The organism is Chryseobacterium flavum (assembly GCF_003385595.1).
GTDB lineage: Bacteria > Bacteroidota > Bacteroidia > Flavobacteriales > Weeksellaceae > Chryseobacterium > Chryseobacterium flavum.
Window position 1 is genome coordinate 292,364 of record NZ_QNUE01000004.1, and the last position, 20,758, is coordinate 313,121.

Sequence of the window (20,758 nt, forward strand, 5' to 3'; positions counted from 1 at the left end):
ACTCTTTTATTATTAAAAAATTCAGCGCTCAGCTGAATTTTTTTATTTATTAAACTAGTTAAATGCATAGGATTTTTGTTCACTGTAATTTAGCATAAAAATTAAAAGACATGGACAATAGAATATTAGGTCTGCATCATATTACAGCAATAGCAGACAATGCCAAAAGAAATTTAGATTTTTATACAAAAGTTTTAGGAGTAAGACTGGTAAAGAAAACAGTGAATTTCGATGATCCGGGAACGTACCACTTCTATTTCGGAAATGAAAACGGAACACCGGGAACAATCCTTACTTTCTTTCCGTGGGAAGGAATTGGTAAGGGAACCAATGGGAGCGGGATGGCTACCCACATCGGCTATTCAGTGCCGAAAGGAAGCCTTGAATTCTGGAAAAACCGTTTGAAGGCTTTTAATGTAGAAGTAGAAGAGGGTGAAGTATTTGGAGAAAAGATGATTTCTTTTACGGATCCGGACGGCCTTCAGTTACAGTTTATAGAACCATCAGGTGATGACAACAGAAAAGTTTGGACAACAGATGATATCAAGGACGAAAATGCACTGAAAGGATTCCATAACGTTACTTTAACTTTAAGGAAAGCAGAGCCTACAATCAAAGTCCTGACCGATATTTTAGGGTATGATCTGAAAAAACAGGAGGGAGAAAGATACAGATTGGCTACTGATGCTATTGATACCGCTAATCTGGTAGATATTATTGAAAATGATACCGTTCCTGCGGGAAGAAATGCAGCCGGTACCAACCATCATATTGCCTTCAGAGTAAAAGATGATAATGTTCTGATGGAATATCGTGAGAAAGTCCTCTCTGCCGGGTTGAGTATCACTCCGAAAATCAACAGAGATTATTTCTATTCATTGTACTTCCGTGAGCCGGGGGGTGTTTTATTTGAAATAGCTACCGATAATCCGGGATTTACAGTAGATGAGCCTTTGAATGAGTTGGGAAAAAATCTGAAACTTCCTGTTCAATATGAAGGAATGCGCGGGAAAATAGAAGAAGTACTGCCGAACTTATCATAGATCATCATCCAGGTCCGATAAAGATGCTAATTTTGAATTAAGAATTAAAAACAATAAAAATGGAAAAAACAGAAATAGTTTTAGAAGGGAGAAAAGGAGAAATCCAGCTTTTCTCAGACGATCATAAAGCAGGTAAAATGGATATTTCAGTTATTGGAAAAAAACTGACCGTTTACCATACAGAGGTGAGTCCGGAATACGAAGGGAGAGGTTTTGCAAAGATTTTACTGGAAAGACTGGTGTCTTATGCAAGAGAAAACGATTTAAAGATTCTGCCGCTATGTCCATATGTTCACGCTCAGTTCAAACGTCATCCGGAGGAATATAATGATGTCTGGTTAAAGGAAGAACTGTAGCTAATAGAATTGAGAGTGTAAGGCATTAAGCTTATCTGTCTTTTGCCTTTACTTTCATTATCCATGTAACCAATTACAAGAACACTTAACAATTTCAACATTATGAACCTTATCACAGGACTGCATCACGTTACGGCAATTACCGGCAATGCACAGGAAAATATAGACTTTTATACCGGCGTTTTAGGACTTCGTTTGGTCAAAAAAACAGTCAATTTCGATTATTCAGATGTTTATCATTTTTATTTCGGTGACGAATACGGAACACCGGGAACAATAATGACTACTTTTCCGTATGGTAAAGATCTGATCAATGGCAGACATGGGAAAGGAATGCTCAATACTACGGCTTTTTCAGTTTCCATAGATGCGCTGGATTATTGGACAAACCGTCTGGAACAGTTTAATATTCCTTTTAAGCAGCCTCAGCAAAGATTTTCTGATGAAGTTTTCATTTATTTTGAAGATTTTGACGGATTGGGACTGGAATTGGTTTTTAATGATAAGGATGAAAGAAAAGGATATTATAATGGTTATATTCCTAAAGATTACGCGATCAAGGGAATCCATCACGTAGAAATCTGGCAGGATGCCTATGAAAGAACGGCTGCCCTACTCACGACTCAGATGGATCATAAAGTAATCAAAGAAAGCCCGGACAGACTTAGGCTGGGAACAGAAAATATGCCGGGGAAATATGTAGATCTGCTTTCTGCTCCTAATGCCTTAAAAGGATTGGCGGGAAGAGGTACTGTTCACCACGTAGCCTTTGCTACTCCCGACGCAGCATCGCAGCTTGAAATGATAAAGAGATTAAATGCATACGGACTGGAACATACTGAAGTGAAAGACAGAAAATATTTCACCTCCGTATATTTTAAAGAGCCGGGAGGTGTTTTGTTTGAGATTGCCACTTCAGGTCCGGGTTTCGATGTAGACGAAGAAGCAGAGTTTTTAGGACAGGATCTGATGTTACCGCAACAATTTGAAAAAAGAAGAGAGCGTCTTACGGAAGTTCTTCCGGCAATTAATTATCCAACAGAAAAGTTCAGATAGAAATAATGAGTCATATTCTAAATATAAAAACAGCAGGTATACCATTAAATCAGGCAGAAAAAGCTTTGATCATGATTCATGGTCGTGGAGGAAGTGCTCAGGATATTTTAAGTTTATCCCAGCATCTGAATGTAAAAGATTATGCGCTGTTAGCACCGCAGGCCCTGAATCATACCTGGTATCCCTATTCATTTATGGCACCGGTAGATCAGAATGAACCCTGGCTTTCTTCAGCTCTGGAAATGGTGGCAGAAACAGTAAAAGCGGCAGTAGATGCAGGAATTAAACCAGAAAATATATATTTCTTTGGTTTTTCTCAGGGAGCTTGTCTTGCCCTGGAGTTTTTAGCCCGTAATGCTCAGAAGTTTGGAGGTGCAGCGGCCATTATCGGAGGAGTGATAGGAGATAAGATCAACCGTGAAAATTATAAAGGTGACTTTGCAGGAACTCCTGTTTTCCTGGGAACCAGCAACCCGGATTTTCATGTTCCGGTAGAAAGGGTATATGCTACAGCCAATATTTTAAGAGAAATGAATGCTGAGGTAACAGAAAAAGTATATGCCAATTTCGGACATTCCATCAATACAGAGGAAATTGAATTGGCTAACTCAATTATATTTAAATAGGTATTTTAACCGCAAAAGTCACAAAAGATATAATCAGGTATATTACGATGTCTGAAAATAAAACTTTGTGACTTTTGTGGCTAGCCATAACATTTAGGATCTAAAATTCTTATTTTAAAAACAAACGCAATGAACATCACACGCATATTCAGTGACGAAAGAGGAGAAACTCATTTTGAAAATATAGAAATTCCTCTTGTTGATCAGGGAGATATAGGTTTTCTTTCGGAAACTTTTGAAGTTAAAAAATTACAGTTCAGAAAAGTACCGGCAGACTATGATTTCGATTTTCATTGTGCTCCGCAGAAGCAATATATTGCTCTTTTAGACGGAGGTGTGGAAATAGAAACCTCACAGGGAGATAAAAGAGAATTCCAGACAGGAGAGATCCTTCTCGTAGAAGATGTTACCGGAAAAGGACACAAGACAAAAAATCTCATAAAAAAAGAAAGAACTTCATTGTTTATTTATATTTAAAGATACAAGTTGCAGTAAATTCCTGACCATTCTATTTTCTAACTTCTAAAATTATGCACGAACAACTACTTTTAATACTGGGGCTTTTATTACTCGTCATGATGCTGGTGATGCTGGCACAGCGGATTAAAATTGCTTATCCTATTTTTCTGGTGCTTGCCGGATTAGGGATCAGTATGATTCCCGGCGTACCTGTTTTAAAACTGGATCCGGAGATTATATTTCTAATTTTTTTACCACCTCTTTTATATGAAGCGGCCTGGTATACCTCATGGAATGATTTCTGGAAATGGAAACGTACCATTAGTCTGCTTGCTTTTGGTCTCGTATTTCTGACTTCCCTGGTGGTTGCCTATACTTCGCAGATGCTGATCCCGGGATTCACTCTGGCATTGGGCTTTTTATTGGGGGGAATTGTTTCTCCTCCGGATGCGGTTGCTGCCACTACCGTTTTGAAAGGACTGAAAGTTCCCAAACGTACCATTGCTATACTGGAAGGGGAAAGCCTGATTAATGATGCCTCTTCACTGATTGTTTTCAGGTTTGCGCTGGCTGCTGTGATGACGGGAGCTTTTTCAATGCATGAAGCAACAGGGCAGTTTTTTCTGGTAGCAGGAATGGGAATTGTAGTAGGAATCGCCGGAGCTCATATTTTCTATGCTATTCACCGGTTTTTGCCTACAACACCGGCGATTGATGCTGCTATTACGGTAATTACCCCTTATATCCTGTTTCTTTCCGCAGAACATTTTCATTTTTCGGGGGTAATGGCAGTGGTGAGCGGAGGATTATTTATGTCTTTCCGTGCGCATGAAATCTTCAAAACCGGAACCACAAGAATTAATATGACAGGGGTCTGGAACACCCTGATTTTCGTAATGAACGCCTTGGTTTTTGTACTGATAGGTCTTGAACTTCCCGATATTATCAATGGACTGGGTGAAACTTCATTAATAGAAGGAATAAAATATGGATTAATTATAAGCCTGATTGTTATTGCAGTACGTCTGTTGTGGATTTACCCCGTAGCTCATCTTCCCAGATGGCTCAGTGAAAAAGCCCGCCGGGATCCAAGCCCGGGATGGAAAAACCCTTTAATTATAGGCTGGGCAGGTATGAGGGGAGTGGTTTCACTGGCAACTGCCCTTTCAATTCCGGTTATGATGAATGAACAGTCAGAATTTCCAATGAGAAATCTGATCATTTTTATCACATTTGTCGTGATTTTTGTGACATTGGTATTTCAGGGGTTGACATTGCCTTTAATTATTAAACTGACAAAAATCGGGGAAATAGACCCTATTCTTCCTTCCCATGAACAGCAGGCCGGAATCCAGATGAGACTGGACAGACTTGCCGTTCATAAACTTGATAAAGAATACCATGAAGCAGTGAACAGTAATAACCTGCTTGAAAATCTTAAAAAAACTTTGGAAAGTGATATTAAACTTCATCAGAATCATTTAAGCTCTATTGAGATGTGTACCAACAGGCAAAATGATATGGCAGAATACCATAAAGTGATGCTGGACATAATTGCCTTACAGAGAAAAGAACTTTTTAAAATGAAACGTGAAAAGCTCTTCAGTGATGATGAGATCAGAAAAGCAGAATCGCAGCTGGATCTGAATGAACTGAAAATTACAGGAAACAAACATTTGTAGGAGTTATACATACAAGTTGGTGAGGGTATTAAAAGTGCCATTATTGAGATTTGGGATACAGGTTTGAACGTACAAAAGATTATGACTTTACGAATTCTTTTTTCTTTTACCTTTTCACAACAACCATAAACATTGAACAAAATGAAAACATTACATTTTTTAGTGATTGGAAAGAACCAGGAAATTCTTGATACTTTAAAAAAAATTATAGAAAATAATGAAGGCTGGACAGCAGAAATACAAAGTGATGAAAACTTCTGCTATGATTATATAAAAAATAATACGGTGGACATAGTCCTTTTAAGCTCCGGCTTAGAAGATGATTTTGAGAAAGATATAAAAATATTTTGTGCCGGTCTGGATAAAGAAGTTAAAGTAATTGATCATTATGGAGGAGGAAGCGGACTTTTAAAGAACGAAGTTTACAGTCTTTTTCCTAATTTGCAGAGGTAAACTCTGCATTATGTTTGAAAATATCATCAGAAATATTACCCGGTTCATCTCCATCACTCCGGAAGAAGAGAAAGTTTTTACAGATCTGCTGGTCTGTCAGTCGTTTCCCAAGAAAACAGTGTTACTGAGGGAAGGAGAGATTTGCCAGTTTGAAGGGTATATTCAGAAAGGATGCCTGAGAATGTATTGTCTGGATGATGATGGCACAGAAGTTACCCTTCTTTTTGCTATTGAAGACTGGTGGATCAGCGATATCGCATCATTCCAGGAACAGAAGCCTTCTAAAGTTTTTATCGAAACACTGGAAGATTCGGAAATCTATATGCTGAACCCGGCAACAAAAGAGAAATTACTGCAGGAAGTTCCAAAATTCGAAAGAGTTTTCAGAATGTTGGTCCAAAGGAATCTTACTACCCTGCAAAGCAGATTGGTAGATACCATTTCCAAAACGGCATCCGACAGATATCTGGAATTTATCAAAGTATACCCTTCCATTCCGCCAAGGGTAGCACAATATTATATCGCTTCCTACCTTGGGGTTTCAAAAGAATTTGTGAGCACCATCAGAAAACGTCTTGCCTCAAAAGAAAAGTAAGCTTCAGGTCTTAAACTCTCTTCTTAGTTTTGTTAACTCAAAGATCAACAGTAATAAAACAGTGAGATTCCTACAGAATGACATACTGTATGGATAGAAAAGCGTATTATTTGTCATTCCGTAGGAATCTAAGTATAGCCATTCTTAAACTAACGATCCCAAAAACTGCCAAGTCTTGAACTTTCACAAACGTGTTACTTTTATTCTATAACAGAGTGTAAATAACGACCTGAGAAAATGGAGCGTTAAAAAAAATGACTCTGTGAACGTTAAGAAAACTCGTATGTTTGAGTGCGGACGAAATCGTGATGATAAATATATATTGCTTCCGCACGAGTTTAGAGTTTTTAGAGAACAGATTTCATTTTTAGCGGAAGTTTCTAAGTATTGAACTTTTGGTTCATTTTGCTTCAAGGCAAAAGAACAGGAAAATATTTAATCATTAAAATTATATAATCAAACTCCCGGATACAAAAATTTCCTGAATTTTTTTGCTTTACAGTCATTTATTAAACTAGTTAAATGTGCAGGGTTTCTGATCTCTCTAAATTTGTCCTGTCAAACAAGAACAAACAACAATCTGATATGGACAGAAAAGATTTTTTAAAGAAAGGATTATTGGGGACAGGGATGTTTGTGGCCTCGGCTTCTCTGGCGAGCGCTATGAAAAATGAGATTGACGAGATCGAACCATTAGAACCGATCGGATACAATCATCTTCCCAATACAGAATCAAAAATAAAAGAAAACTCTGTCATCCACAGAGCAGACTCAAGAGGAAAAGCAGATCACGGATGGCTGTTGAGCAACCATACTTTCAGTTTTGCTAATTACTATAATCCTGAAAGAATGCATTTTGGGGTACTGAGAGTCCTGAATGACGATAAAGTGGAAGCAGGAAGAGGTTTCGGAACTCACCCTCACGACAATATGGAGATCATCAGTATTCCTTTGGAGGGCGATCTTGAACATAAAGACAGCATGGGAAATACAGCGGTGATCAGAAGCGGAGATATTCAGGTGATGAGTGCCGGAACAGGAATTATGCACAGTGAGTTCAATAAAAACAGCGATAAGCTTGTAAAATTCCTCCAGATCTGGATTTACCCGAAAAAAAGAAATGTGACACCAAGATATGACCAGATTACTTTAGACAAAACAAAAGGTCATAATGAATTTCAACAGATTCTTTCTCCCAATGCAGATGATGAAGGGGTATGGATACACCAGGATGCATGGTTTCATATAGGAACCTTTGACCAGAATAAAGAAACATTGTATCAGATCAGAAAAAAAGGAAATGGAGTGTATGCTTTCATTCTTAAGGGAAGTGCGGAAATAGGCGGAGAAACTTTGGAAGAGCGTGATGGGTTTGGAGTCTGGGACATCCGGGATATCAATATCAAAACTCTTAAAGAAGATACGGAAATTCTTTTGATGGAAGTGCCTATGACTCTTTAATATTTAATATGACTGAAAGTCTTTTGAATGGCTGATGTCATTTCAAAATAAAAGAAATAATGAACTTAGTTTCATTAATATTGTTGATTTCAGCCTCCTTTTATAGGGGGCTTTTTTGTATAAAATTTATAATTGTATATTAACAGTCCATTTATTTAGATGCAACGGGTTAAATATTTTTTAAAATTCTGAGATGCAAAGAACTGATAGATATTCCAATACTTTATATTTTTAGAATATAGTTTTTGTTTTTTCTTTCCTTAAGCTCCCGCCCTCAATTGATTTGTAATGTCAAAAAAAATCCCGATTTTTGCACTCCTTCAATAAACCAGAGTTCATGAAATTATGTATTGCCGAGAAACCCAGTGTTGCCAGAGATATCGCCAAAGTATTGGGCGCTACCACGCCTAAGCAGGGCTATATGGAAGGAAACGGCTATTGCGTGACATGGACGTTCGGACATCTTTGCACCCTGAAAGAACCTCACGATTACAGTCCCCAGTTCAAATCCTGGAATCTTTTTTCACTGCCGATTATTCCTAACAGTTTTGGAATCAAGCTGATCCCGAATAAAGGGGTGGAAACCCAGTTTAAAGTTATTGAAAAATTAGTAGAAGAATGTGATGAAGTCATTAACTGCGGGGATGCCGGGCAGGAAGGAGAACTTATTCAGCGCTGGGTATTGCAGAAAGCAAAATGTAACAAACCGGTTCAGCGTTTATGGATTTCTTCATTGACGGAAGATGCGATCAGGGAGGGTTTTGCAAGCCTGAAACCTGCGGAGGATTATAAAAATCTGTATCTGGCCGGAAACGCCAGAGCGATAGGAGATTGGTTACTGGGAATCAATGCGACGAGGCTTTTTACCAAGAAATTTGGAGGAAATAAAGCTGTTCTTTCCATTGGAAGGGTTCAGACTCCCACACTGGCAATGCTGGTTCAGCGTCAGAAAGAAATTGATGCCTTTACCACAGAAGAATACTGGGAGCTGAAAACCAGATATCGGGACGTCCTTTTCAGTGCAGCGATTGATCGTTTAAAAACATTGGAACGTGCAGAAAAAGGGCTTGAATACCTTAAAGTAAATCCATTCGAAATTGTTTCTTTCGAGATTAAAGAAGGAAAAGAAAAGAATCCACGGCTTTTTGATCTGACAGGACTTCAGGTGGAAGCCAATAAAAAATACGGATACTCTGCGGAAAATACATTGAATTATGTGCAAAGTCTTTATGAAAAGAAACATGTCACCTATCCGCGTGTTGATACCACTTATTTATCAGATAGTTTATATCCGAAAATAGCTGGGATTCTTCAAAAGATGTATCCTTATCAGGACCTGATTGCCCCGTTGCTTGAAGCTCCGATTCCAAAATCAAAAGCTGTTTTCGACGATACCAAAGTAACCGATCACCATGCTATCATTCCTACAGAAATTCCGCCTTCTCAGAATCTGAGCAGGGAAGAAAAGCTGATTTATGACCTGATTGCAAAACGTTTCATTGCAGTGTTCTACCCGGAATGTAAAATTTCAAATACATTGGTAGAAGGAAAAGTAGGAACCATTCCTTTCAAAACAAGTGGAAGGCAGGTTCTTGAAGCAGGATGGAGAGCCGTTTATGCTAAAGAACCCAAAGAAGAAAACACCGATAAGGAAAAAGAAAAAGAGGAAGAACAGACCATTCCTGAATTTATTGTAGGAGAAACCGGCCCACACGATCCAATGATCCATCAGGGAAAAACCACTCCTCCAAAACCATATACCGAAGCAACATTGCTGAGAGCTATGGAAACGGCCGGAAAACAGGTTGAAGATGAGGAGCTGCGTGAGATGCTGAAAAACAATGGTATCGGAAGACCTTCCACCCGTGCCAACATCATTGAAACCCTTTTCAAAAGGAAATACATCGAGAAGAAAAGAAAAAATCTGATTGCTACCCAAACCGGAATCCAGCTGATTGATACCATTGAGGACGAACTGTTAAAAAGTCCTGAACTGACAGGAGAATGGGAATCTAAACTCCGTAAAATTGAAAAAGGCGAGTATGAAGCCAATCTTTTCAAAGAAGAACTGATCCAGATGGTTACAGAGCTTACGGAAAAAGTAGTATACGGAAAAGGAAAAGTAATTACCCTTCAGGAAGAGGAAAAAGAGGTGAAGGAAAAGAAAAAAAGAGAACCTGCACAGAAAAAAGAACTACAGTCCTGGGAAGAAACAAAATGTCCGAAATGTAAAGAGCATAACCTGATCAAAGGAAAAACCGCAGTTGGATGTTCTGATTTCAAAAACTGCGGCTTTAAAATTACTTTTGAGATTTTTGGTAAAAAACTATCGGATAAACAGCTTTTAGACCTGGTTTTAAAGGGAAAAACATCCAGGCTGAAAGGGTTTACTACTCATCCGGGAGAACTTACAGAAGGTGTTTTGACTTTGAATGATGATTTTCAGGTACAACTTAGCTAGTGAATAGTAAATTATTCTGAAATTATCCTATCGGTATAAGTTTAATATATTGCTTTATAGTTGTGAAATTTCAACATTGGCTCTTTTCTGCTTGAAAAACTGAAAAACTGATCCAACGATAAAAAGCAGGAAAACAATCAGCAGAGTCTGCCCAATTATCGGGTCTTTGATATCTTTGGCTAAAGGATGTTCTATCGGAATCCTTGTGAAAGTCTCATTAATAGTAGGAACTAAAGATAGAAAAAAGCTGAATGACAATAAAAAATTCTCAAAATACCTGGCTCTACCGACTCCCTGTTTTCTTGAGAAAAGAAAGTACGCAACAGAGATTAAACCGATGATAAACAATGAGAATACATGACCAGCGTTGAAACCTCCGTTTTTTGAGATGCCCAATGCGGTAAGTGATGTAATGGCAGTGGCATAAAAGTAAACTTTTCCTGATAATTGTGCCAGATTGATTTTACCATATCTGATAAATCCTGTAACAGCCCCGATAAGGGCAGCGATACCAATAATGGTATGAAAAATTCCTAAACCTGATAAACTCATATTGATATTATTTAAAAATTAATACATTCAGTTTCAGAAGCAGGTATATTTTTATTCCCTGAAACTATGGTACAAATTTGCAACAGAAACAAAAAAATGATTTTGTGATTTGGTTCAAGTATTTAAGAGTTTGGTTCAACTCTTATTGAAATAAAAAATGTAGGGTTTCAGTTATTTTTCTTTCCGTTCCTGACGATATGCAGATGGGGAGATATTATATTTATCGCTGAAGTTTTTTGTAAAGGTGGCAAGATCATTAAAACCGCATTCATATGCTATATCGGTAATACGTTCATCTGATATCAGCAGCAATTCGGCGGATTTTTCCAGCTTTTTGTTTCTGATATAGCTGGCAGGAGTATCATTGTAGAGTTTTGCAAATTCCCTTTTGAAAGATGATAGACTGAGATTGCTTTGTTCTGCAAGCTGTTCTATGGTGAGCTGTGAAAATAAATTGGCTTCAATGATCTGCTTAAAGGAGTAAGTGGCTGGAGAGAAAAGCTGTGACAGAATCACTTGAATTGAACCCGCATTCTGTGACTGGGCGAGCAATAGCATGATCTCCTTTAGTTTAAGAATTAATATGTCCTCATTAATGAGCGAAGGATTTTCAAAATAAAAAAGCAATCCTTCCACATATTTTTGAATCAGAAAATCATTATTGATTTTCTCGCTTGATTTGTTTGAAACCGTATGTTCCGGTTTTTGTAATAATAAAGGTAATTCTCTGTCATAGATTCTTTTCAGGATGTCCGGATAGAAAGTAACGATAACGATCTGACAGTTATCTTCTGATCTTGAATGCTGAATATGCTTTCCGGAGCTGATACAGTTCAGAAACAGGGAATAATTCGTAGAAATATCAAACTCCTGCTCATCCGTTTTATATTGGAATTGTCCGTTAATGACATATAGAAAACAGGCTTGCTCCGAAACCGGAAAATCATATCTGAATGGACCTTTCAGATCAATTCTCTGTATCAGGGTCTTTCCAAACAATTCGTATTTTTTGTAATCATTCAGCATAATGAAGGAAATTTGTTTTTAAATATAAAAGTTTTCTGCCTGGATTTTTACTCTTTTGATGTTCCCTATTTAAATGAATGTTTAAATTTACATATAAATTGAATTTCATGACACCAGAAAAAAAGAAACTTATCACAGACAGTTTTAACCGTTCGGAAACTTTACAATTTTATAAAGCTGAACTGCTGGAAGTAGAAACTGATTTTATATCAATGAAAATCCCTAAAATGGAAATGATGACCAGAAAAGCTGGAATGTTCAATGGAGCAATGATTGCTTCCTTAGTGGATGTTTCTTCAGGATACGCAGCTGTGAGCCATTATCCTGAAGATTGTTATGTAGTGACGGTTGAATTAAAGGTGAATTATCTTCGTCCTGCAATGGGAGATGCCCTGGTTTCAAAATCTTATGTCATCAAAGGCGGAGGAAAAATAGTTGTGGTGAGAACGGAAATCTATGTTCAGACTGAAGGTTCAGACTCAGAAAGTCATGTAGCGACTTCATTAGTGACCATGATGAAAATAAAATAAGACATTAAGGTAAATACAAGACAAAATATCCTTAAATAAAGGGTTTCAAAGAATTATTTTTTTCCGGAATGGAATGGCTTTTGCTCCTTATACTCCATAAACATTAAAAAATAACTCAATGAACTTAATTATCCGATTATTTGTAACAGCAATTGTAGCTTATCTTTTAACTAAAATCTTACCGGGAGTACACTTTGAAGGATTTTCATCTGCCATTATTTTTGCTATTGTGCTTGGGGTTCTTAACATATTTGTAAAACCTATCTTAAGCCTGTTTGGACTTCCGTTAACGATCCTTACTTTAGGATTCTTTGCTTTGGTGATTAATGCCGGAATCATCCTGATTGCAGACTATTTCATAGACAGCATGGTAGTAGATGGTTTCTGGTGGGCATTTATCTTCAGTATATTATTGTCAATCGTAACTTCTCTGGCGAATTCAATGTTCTCAGATGGAGATTAATTGATGTATCAATACAATTCATAAATTCCGGCCGTATCTTCAGCCGGAATTTTTTTTAGAAATTAAGGTATTGCATACCGGAATAAGCTTTCAAAAATCTTTTTTCCTGTACCATATCAACTTTATTGTTAATTATGTCGGTAATTTTTATTTTAAATATTAACTTTGGCAATCTTTGAATTTAATAAAAAGGAATTATGGATCATTTGATTTTATAGTTCTGCTAAAAAATGAATATCAACATATGAAACTTAAGTACAGTCTGCTGGCTCTGGCAGCTCCGCTTTTAATGAACGCACAACAACTCATGACCCCTGAAATTCTCTGGACTTTGAAAAAAGTAGGAGTACAGGCGGTTTCTCCGGATCAGGCTTCCCTTATCTACAAAGTAGGGCAGGTAGATCTGAAAACAGAAAAAACAAAAAACGAGAACTATTTTCTGAATGTTCTTAATCATCAGTCTTCCAAAATTGATTTCGGTAAAAAAGCTCTGATCCAGTGGGATAAAAACGGGATCTATGCACAGGAAGGGGATAAAATTTATCTTTCAAAGGATGCCGGAAAAACATGGTCTGAATTCTATATCATTGGCGAAGCAGATAATATTGTTATTTCTCCGGACGGGAAGAAAATTGCTTTCAGTAAGCAGGTCTTGGTAGAGAAATTAATGGGGAAGGATAAATACACCGATACTCCTAAAACAACCGCACAGGTGTATACAGACCTGAATCACAGGCATTGGGATTACTTCAATGAAGGAAAATACAACCATGTATTTGTAGTGAGTACTTCCGATAAAGTAGAAGCAGCTAAAGATCTTCTGGAAGGGAAAACATGGGATTCTCCCCAGAGACCTTTCGGAGGGGCGGAAGATTTTATCTGGAGCCCGGATTCTGCACAGCTTTTGTATGTAACAAAACCTAAGAGCGGTAAAGAATATGCAACAAGCACCAATACCGATATCTTTGCTTATGATCTTGCTTCGGGAACAACAAAAAATCTGACCGAATCCAACAAAGGATATGATGTTAATCCGAAATTCAGTCCGGATGGTAAATCATTGATCTGGCAAAGTATGGCCAGAGATGGATATGAAGCAGATAAAAATGATGTGAAGATCATGGACTGGAAATCAGGAAAGACAACCAACCTTACTGCAGGCTGGGATGACAGTGTTTCAGGAGATGTACTCTGGAGCGGAGATTCAAAGACCATCTATTTTACTGCGGCATACAGAGGAACAAAACAGCTTTTCTCATTAGATCCGAAATCAGCAAAAGTACAACAGATCACTAAAGGAGATTTTGATGTCAATGAGATCTTTACAGACAATAAAACATCACTTTTAGTAGGAAGAACAGATGTAAACCATGCTACAGAATTATTCTCTGTAAACATTAAAAACGGAGAAATGAAGCAGGTTACTGAAGCTAACAAAGATACTTACGCTAAGCTGGCTCAGGGAAAATCTGAACTTAAAATGGTAAAAACTTCTGACGGTAAAGAAATGGGGGTATGGTTCCATTACCCGCCAAATTTTGATCCGAATAAGAAATATCCTACATTGGTGTATTGCCAGGGAGGACCTCAATCTGCATTAACACAGTATTTCAGCACAAGATGGAATTTCGCATTAATGACTGCCAACGGTTATATTGTGGTTGCACCAAACAGAAGAGGTATGCCGGGCTGGGGAACAAAGTGGAACGAGGAGATTTCACGAGACTGGGGCGGACAGCCAATGAGAGATTATCTGGCAGCTACAGATTATGCGAAAACTTTACCTTATGTAGATGGAGACAGAGTAGCGGCAGTAGGTGCAAGCTATGGAGGATACAGTGTATTCATGCTGGCAGGGATTCATGAAAACAGATTCAAAACATTCATTGCTCATGACGGATTATTTGATATGAAATCATGGTACCTGACAACGGAAGAGCTTTGGTTTGCCAACTGGGATATCGGCTCTCCATGGGAAAAACCACAGCCAAAAGCTTATACAGAATTCAATCCAAGTAATTTTGTGGAAAAATGGAACAAGCCAATTATGATCGTACAGGGAGGAATTGATTTCCGTGTTCCTTACGAGCAGGGGCAGGAAGCTTTCCAGGCTGCAAAATTAAGAGGATTAAAATCTAAGCTGGTGTACTTCCCGAACGAAAATCACTGGGTACTTCATCCGCAAAACGGATTGGTATGGCAGAGAGAATTCTTCGATTGGCTGAAGGAAACTTTATAGATTAAATAGAATAAAATATCATAGGAGCGGACTTAAAGTCCGCTTTTTTTATGATAAAAATCCAATGGTCTGAACAGGAGTATAATTAAAATCCGCATAATCTGCGAGGAATAAAATTTATATATTTGAATATGCAAAACCGTATTTCATCATTTCCACCCATTATTGATGCCCAATCTGAAATTATAATTTTAGGATCAATTCCCGGAGTGAAATCATTGGAAAAACAGCAATATTATGCCCATCCGCAAAACAAATTCTGGAAAATCATTTTTGAATTACTGAGTGAAGAATTTACTGATAATTATCCGCAAAGAATAGAAACCATTAAAAAACATCACATCGCACTCTGGGATGTAATCGATTCCTGTGAGAGAAAAGGAAGTCTGGATTCTGAAATCAGAAATGAAGAAGCTAACCGGATTGCCGAGCTTCTGGAAAAGCATCCGAATATCAAAGCCATTTTCTGCAATGGTGGGAAATCCTATAAAAACCTGCAAAAGTTATTAGGGAAAAACTATAAAATCCCCATCGTTTTACTCCCGTCCACAAGCCCGCTTCATACGGTTTCTTTTGAAAAGAAGCTGGAAGAGTGGAAGAAAATTCTTGACTTTCTGAAATGAAGGTTTTACAGATCTTTTTGAGGCAGCATATTTTTATTATTGTGTTTTTAACACTTTAGGGCACTTAAGAAAACTTAAATAACGCTGAATAAAAATGTACACTTAAGATAAAATCAAAAAAATTAAACTTAAGTGTACATTTTATATGTAAGGCTTGTTATTTAAATTGCTAAACTGTTTAATTCTTCATAAATTATTAAACACCTAAATATTCTCTCAATCCTTTCAACAGCTCCAGTTGGTTCTTCGTCCGGTCTAAATTATGCTCAGGATATTTTGTGGAATAATAAATACTTCCATTCAGATAATCCGTTAAAAAACGAAGTTCCTGGATATAAATGGCAACCTGTGCTGCGTAATCCAGATTCCCGGACTCTTCAGGAGTAAGCTTTTCCTTTAAATGGAACAGGAATCCTTCTTTTACGGTTGCATACATTTCAGGGTTGAAATTGTTTCTGGCATTTCCGTCATCTTCATGAGTTGTATTGGTATAAGACTGTATCATCGTTCCAAAATCATACAAAACAGTAGACATCATTACCGTATCCAGATCAATTACCGCTAATGGATTGTGATTCTGATCAAAAAGGATATTACTGATTTTTACATCTGCATGAATGATTCTTTTGGGGATCAGATTGTTTTTCTCCATTCCAATCCATTGATCGGGCAAGGACAGAAACTGGTTGGTGATTTCTATTTCAGTCTTTGCATTTTCTTTTAAATGAGCAGCTGCATTTTTTAGGGAGCTTTTATAATCAGCAATTCTTTTTTCAAAATTGAGAAAATCAGGAATCGGATCTTTAATGACTGGCAGTTTATCAGTATTTACGGTGTTAAGGAAATAACCAAATGTTTTGGCAGCTTCAAAAGCTGTCTGTAACGATGGAGCGGAAAGGAAAGTAACACTGTTTTCTATGAAATTGAGCATACGCCACGGATGGCCATCTGCATCTTCTATCAGAATCTTATGGGTAAGTGAAGGAATAGGTTCAATAATCTGAAACTGATAATTACCTGACCTGAGAATTTCATTGATCATTAAGTGATTATTGATGATCACTTCCGGCTGCCTGAAAACATGATTATTAATTTTCTGCAGGATAAATTTTTTACCCTGATCTTTATCCTCCAGAAGATAAGTTGTATTGATCAGCCCGTCAGTAACAGGTGTGAGATCATAATGATCTGTGCCGATAAATTCAAAAACAATATCTTTTAAGTCCATAAATTTTCCGGATATCTGTTGTTGCTGATTTCTGAAATCAGAAAATCCTTAATATTCTTCTTATCGTCGGCATACGTTACCCCCATCCATTGAGAAGGAGAAGCTTTTACCTTTACTTTTACCCTATCTTCCTTTATCATTCTCTGCACCGCAGAAGGAATATAAAATTCCTGTTTCGGAAGAGGGTCAGACTCGATGAAATCATAGAAATAAGCTTCCAGATAGCAGAAAATATGAGGATGGAAAATAAAAAAGTTCATGGAAACCAATTCATCAGGGTCCAGTTTAATATTTTTCCCGTTTTCAATGTAAACAATAGAATTATTTATTCTTTGAATAGAAGTCTGCTCCTCTATACTGATCAGATAATTTTCTGAATCCAGTGTACATATTCCTCTTGCTACCGCTCCGTTACCACTTAATGTTGTTCCCACAGGGTAGGCAATCATTCCCAACTGTGTATCTGAAATATGATGATGATTAATTTCATGAGCAGCTAACTGATAGGCTTCCTTTCCGTAGAAATCATCAGCATTGATCATGATGAAAGGTTCCTGTATTGCATATTTGGCACAAAGAACAGCGTGAGCGGTTCCCCATGGCTTTTCACGGTCCGGATAATCAAAACCTTCCAGTGAAATAGGAATGCTGTCTATTTCCTGATATACCCAATGCAGTTCAAAGTTCTTATTCTCTGAAATACTGTTAAGCCTTTCAATATAACTTTCAGGAATCAGCTTGTTGACAATAATAACCACTTTCCGGAAACCGGCTTCCAGCGCATCAAAGATAGAATACTCCAGAATCGGTGAACCGTTATCAAGTATCCCGTCTACCTGTTTGAGACCTTTGTACCGGGTGCCCAATCCGCCTGCTAATATAAGTAATGTCTTCTTAGAACTCATCAGTCATTCCGAATACAGGTTTACGGGTTTTCCATTTTCCATTGGTGAAATCAGGGATATCAACCACCTGGCCACCTTTGGCAATGGATTCTTCACTCAGTGGCGTAATTGAATACCATAAGGCAAGATCATACACATCCATCGGGAACTCTATATTTCTCTTAATGCACTCTATAAAAGTATTCATCACAAAGAAATCCATTCCTCCATGACCTGCACCTGCCGCAGTACTTTCAAATTTCTTCCACATAGGATGGTCATATTCTTTCATCCACTTTTCAGTATTTTCCCAACGGTGGCTATGGTTCATTGTTTTCTCAAAATAAATATGTCCCTGGTTGAAGTCCCCCCATCCGAAATCCTGCCACAATCCTTCAGTTCCCTGAACCCTGAATCCAAGATCATAAGGTCTCTGTAAACTTGTATCATGCGTAAGAAGGATGGTTTCCCCGTTCGCACAGGCAATCTGTGTAGTGACAATATCTCCCTGGTTGAACTTAACTTTTGCATTCGGATGATTTTCTCCTCCTTTGGCATGTTCGACGATATATTTATGTAAGCCTACAGATTTTGAGGAAAATGAGGAAAGTTTAGTTAAACGGTTTCCGCGGTTAATATCCATCATCATTGCTACAGGACCTAATCCATGTGTAGGATAAAGTTCTCCGTTGCGTTTTACATAATGTTCGGTTCTCCATTTTGCCTCACTGAAGCCCTTTTCTCCAAATTCAGCACCGGAATTGTATGGATTAATTCCGTCATTGAAAAGAACACCCCTCAGGTCATGCTGATAACCGCCTCTTCCGTGTACTAATTCACCGAACATTCCCTTACGGACCATATTCAGGATGGCCATAATATCCCTTCGGTAACATACATTCTCCATCATAAAGATAGGAACTTTTGTTTCTTCATACACCTTTACAAATTCCCAGCAGTCCTGAAGCTTTATAGCCCCGGAAACTTCCATGCCAACAATTTTTTTTGCACGCATGGCTTCCACCCCCTGTGTAAGGTGCCATTCCCAAGGCGTTGCAATCACAACAGCATCTATTGTTTTTAACTTTAAAAGATTCCGATAGTCATATTCCCCGTTGGAAAACTCCTGAGCTGCGGGCTTATTATTGTCTTTTAAGATTTTTTGGGAAGCAGCAAGCATTCTTTTCTCAGGATCTGCAAATGCTACAATCTCTACATCATTACGTTTTGCCAGTAATTTTACATGTTCCTGACCACGGAGACCTACACCGATAAAACCGACACGAACTTTTTTATCTGACTTAAAATCATTTGAATAGGCAAATAAAGAATTGGGAAGAACCAATGCACCAAAACCTGCTAAAGCAGCTGTTTTAATGAAATTTCTTCGTGAAGTGCTGTTGTCCATTTATTTTTTTTCTAAATATATTAAAACTTTTGTAAACGGCGATGGAATGGAATATCTGAGTTGTGAATTGAAGATTGAATAACGATTGAGAAGATCATTATTTTACTTTCTTATATGCAAGTAAAATTAAAAACTGACTCAGTTGCCTAAGTCAGTTTTTTATGAAATAATCTGGATAGTCAGAACTGCTATTTTTCCATATAATATACCTCTTCATAAGGCTGAATCAGTACCCATCCGTGACCTGAAAACTTCATCTGGAATTCCTCGCCGCTTCCTCTTCCGATAAGACTTTTAAAAGAAACGTTGGTTTTCAGTTCCGGGCTTAGGTTTCCGGACCAAGCAACAGTAGCATTAGGATCTGTAAATACAGGAGTTTCAGGAGTTACCAATAGAGTCAACGGATCTCCGTGAGTAGTAATGGCAATATGTCCTGTTCCTGAAAGCTTTACCTGAAAAAGACCTCCGGACATCATTCCTGCAATACTTTTCAGCATGGTAATATCACTTTTTACACTTTGTTCGTGGGCCAGAACATCATTTCCGTTCACGCAGACAGATTCATTATTCAGATATAAAATACGGACTTTCTTCCCGGAATCAGCTACATACAGTTTTCCTGTTCCTTCCGCTTTCATCAGCTTACTGCCTTCACCACTGATGGCTTTCTTCAAAAGATTGCCAATTCCTCCTGAAAGCATTCCCTGTCTTTCAAAATTGATATTCCCCACATAGCTTACCATACTTCCTCTTTTTGTCCAAACCGCCTGATTATTAAGATTGATTTCCAGAAGATGTTTGGTTTCCAGCTCAAAGTAATCCCTTTGTTGTGGATTCTCTTTTGTTTCATTGATAAATGCTTCTATTGAATACTTACTCATAATTATATTTTTAAGGTGTTATTTTTTGTATTATTACTTTAGTTTGTCGAGTTTATACTCTCTTTTGTTACTTTTAGGATTAAGATCCACAAATTCGTACGCTTCAAAACCGGCAAGTCTTGCTCTGAACATTTCAGCTGCTTTTTCTACCGACCAGTCTTTTGGGTAATGGAACCCTCCGAATTCCACATTGAAAATTTCTGCTTTAAAATCATGAGAAAACTCATCATCACCGGCATAAGTCAGTGCTATTTTACCGGTCCATGTAATATCATACCGGTTGTTATCTTTTTTTGAAAAACGGATCTGATGTCCTGCACAGCTGTCATGTCCAAGCAAATAAATATTGAAGGCAAAATCATCCATATCAAAATGTTGTCCGGACGGAAGGTCGTTGCTGAAAAGATCATTTTTGATAACAGCATCGAAATCCAGCTTTTCATCCAGACTGTTAATTCTGATTCCTTTTCCTTCACCCCAATAATTGGAAGATAGAGTACAGGCATGGTAATTTTCCCAGACTATTCTGGAGTCCCAGTCAGGCAGGTCTTCATCATCTTCTTCGCTGTTTTCATCATCATTTGCATAATAATTTTCCGTTTTTAAATGAAAATCAAACCAGATATACCCATTGTCATCGATCCGTCCGTTCCAGTTGAAAGTTTCAATTTTATGACCATCAGGATACGGATTATCAAGGAAATATATTTTGCTTACGGAGTCCATACTGAA

The 20,758-nt window shown here is 37.7% G+C and carries 21 protein-coding genes; 14 read left to right on the plus strand and 7 right to left on the minus strand.

What is annotated here, in order from left to right:
* Positions 1-110: 110 nt before the first annotated feature.
* The 10 genes from DRF59_RS06885 to DRF59_RS06930 all read left to right on the plus strand — a co-directional run bounded on the left by DRF59_RS06885 (position 111) and on the right by DRF59_RS06930 (position 10,192).
* Positions 111-1,043, plus strand: a complete 933-nt coding sequence (locus DRF59_RS06885; protein ID WP_115958090.1) for a ring-cleaving dioxygenase — start codon at positions 111-113, stop codon at positions 1,041-1,043.
* 59 nt (positions 1,044-1,102) lie between these two features.
* Complete coding sequence (locus DRF59_RS06890; protein WP_115958093.1) at positions 1,103-1,399, plus strand: GNAT family N-acetyltransferase; 297 nt, start codon at positions 1,103-1,105, stop codon at positions 1,397-1,399.
* A gap of 102 nt (positions 1,400-1,501) precedes the next feature.
* On the plus strand, positions 1,502-2,455 hold the full coding sequence (locus DRF59_RS06895) for a ring-cleaving dioxygenase (protein WP_115958094.1): 954 nt from the start codon (positions 1,502-1,504) through the stop codon (positions 2,453-2,455).
* A gap of 5 nt (positions 2,456-2,460) precedes the next feature.
* Positions 2,461-3,081, plus strand: a complete 621-nt coding sequence (locus DRF59_RS06900; RefSeq protein WP_115958096.1) for an alpha/beta hydrolase — start codon at positions 2,461-2,463, stop codon at positions 3,079-3,081.
* A gap of 129 nt (positions 3,082-3,210) precedes the next feature.
* A complete protein-coding gene (locus DRF59_RS06905) occupies positions 3,211-3,558 on the plus strand; it encodes a cupin domain-containing protein (protein ID WP_115958098.1) in 348 nt (115 codons plus the stop codon).
* A 53-nt stretch (positions 3,559-3,611) separates the two neighbouring features.
* Positions 3,612-5,222, plus strand: a complete 1,611-nt coding sequence (locus DRF59_RS06910) for a Na+/H+ antiporter (protein WP_115958100.1) — start codon at positions 3,612-3,614, stop codon at positions 5,220-5,222.
* A gap of 141 nt (positions 5,223-5,363) precedes the next feature.
* Positions 5,364-5,675, plus strand: coding sequence for a hypothetical protein (locus DRF59_RS06915; protein WP_115958102.1), 312 nt, complete (start codon positions 5,364-5,366; stop codon positions 5,673-5,675).
* A 10-nt stretch (positions 5,676-5,685) separates the two neighbouring features.
* A complete protein-coding gene (locus DRF59_RS06920; protein WP_115958104.1) occupies positions 5,686-6,270 on the plus strand; it encodes a Crp/Fnr family transcriptional regulator in 585 nt (194 codons plus the stop codon).
* Between the two features lie 585 nt (positions 6,271-6,855).
* Positions 6,856-7,731 (plus strand): pirin family protein, encoded by an 876-nt coding sequence (locus DRF59_RS06925; protein WP_115958215.1) that lies wholly within the window; start codon positions 6,856-6,858, stop codon positions 7,729-7,731.
* 337 nt (positions 7,732-8,068) lie between these two features.
* Positions 8,069-10,192, plus strand: a complete 2,124-nt coding sequence (locus tag DRF59_RS06930; protein WP_115958106.1) for a type IA DNA topoisomerase — start codon at positions 8,069-8,071, stop codon at positions 10,190-10,192.
* Positions 10,193-10,246: 54 nt separating this feature from the next.
* Here DRF59_RS06930 and DRF59_RS06935 read toward each other — a convergent pair whose 3' ends face one another.
* Positions 10,247-10,744, minus strand: a complete 498-nt coding sequence (locus DRF59_RS06935; protein ID WP_115958108.1) for a hypothetical protein — start codon at positions 10,742-10,744, stop codon at positions 10,247-10,249.
* Positions 10,745-10,915: 171 nt separating this feature from the next.
* Positions 10,916-11,770 (minus strand): AraC family transcriptional regulator, encoded by an 855-nt coding sequence (locus tag DRF59_RS06940; protein ID WP_115958110.1) that lies wholly within the window; start codon positions 11,768-11,770, stop codon positions 10,916-10,918.
* A gap of 107 nt (positions 11,771-11,877) precedes the next feature.
* On the opposite strand from DRF59_RS06940, the gene DRF59_RS06945 reads away from it, so the two are divergent.
* The 4 genes from DRF59_RS06945 (at position 11,878) to DRF59_RS06960 (ending at position 15,625) form a co-directional block, all read left to right on the plus strand.
* Positions 11,878-12,300, plus strand: a complete 423-nt coding sequence (locus tag DRF59_RS06945) for a PaaI family thioesterase (protein WP_115958112.1) — start codon at positions 11,878-11,880, stop codon at positions 12,298-12,300.
* A 118-nt stretch (positions 12,301-12,418) separates the two neighbouring features.
* A complete protein-coding gene (locus tag DRF59_RS06950; RefSeq protein ID WP_047378217.1) occupies positions 12,419-12,763 on the plus strand; it encodes a phage holin family protein in 345 nt (114 codons plus the stop codon).
* Between the two features lie 244 nt (positions 12,764-13,007).
* The gene (locus DRF59_RS06955; protein ID WP_115958114.1) at positions 13,008-15,002 is read left to right on the plus strand and encodes a S9 family peptidase; all 1,995 of its coding nucleotides are present in this window, start codon (positions 13,008-13,010) and stop codon (positions 15,000-15,002) included.
* 131 nt (positions 15,003-15,133) lie between these two features.
* Entirely contained in the window at positions 15,134-15,625 is a 492-nt protein-coding gene (locus tag DRF59_RS06960) for a DNA-deoxyinosine glycosylase (protein WP_115958116.1), read from the plus strand.
* A gap of 196 nt (positions 15,626-15,821) precedes the next feature.
* Here DRF59_RS06960 and DRF59_RS06965 read toward each other — a convergent pair whose 3' ends face one another.
* The 5 genes from DRF59_RS06965 to DRF59_RS06985 all read right to left on the minus strand — a co-directional run bounded on the left by DRF59_RS06965 (position 15,822) and on the right by DRF59_RS06985 (position 20,752).
* Positions 15,822-16,853, minus strand: coding sequence for a phosphotransferase enzyme family protein (locus tag DRF59_RS06965; RefSeq protein ID WP_115958118.1), 1,032 nt, complete (start codon positions 16,851-16,853; stop codon positions 15,822-15,824).
* A complete protein-coding gene (locus DRF59_RS06970) occupies positions 16,844-17,758 on the minus strand; it encodes a sugar phosphate nucleotidyltransferase (protein WP_115958120.1) in 915 nt (304 codons plus the stop codon). Before DRF59_RS06970 ends, DRF59_RS06965 begins: the two co-directional genes overlap by 10 nt.
* Positions 17,748-19,145, minus strand: a complete 1,398-nt coding sequence (locus DRF59_RS06975) for a Gfo/Idh/MocA family protein (RefSeq protein WP_115958122.1) — start codon at positions 19,143-19,145, stop codon at positions 17,748-17,750. Before DRF59_RS06975 ends, DRF59_RS06970 begins: the two co-directional genes overlap by 11 nt.
* Positions 19,146-19,333: 188 nt before the next feature.
* Positions 19,334-20,026 (minus strand): AIM24 family protein, encoded by a 693-nt coding sequence (locus DRF59_RS06980; protein WP_115958124.1) that lies wholly within the window; start codon positions 20,024-20,026, stop codon positions 19,334-19,336.
* Positions 20,027-20,059: 33 nt separating this feature from the next.
* On the minus strand, positions 20,060-20,752 hold the full coding sequence (locus DRF59_RS06985; protein ID WP_115958126.1) for a hypothetical protein: 693 nt from the start codon (positions 20,750-20,752) through the stop codon (positions 20,060-20,062).
* Positions 20,753-20,758 lie beyond the last annotated feature (6 nt).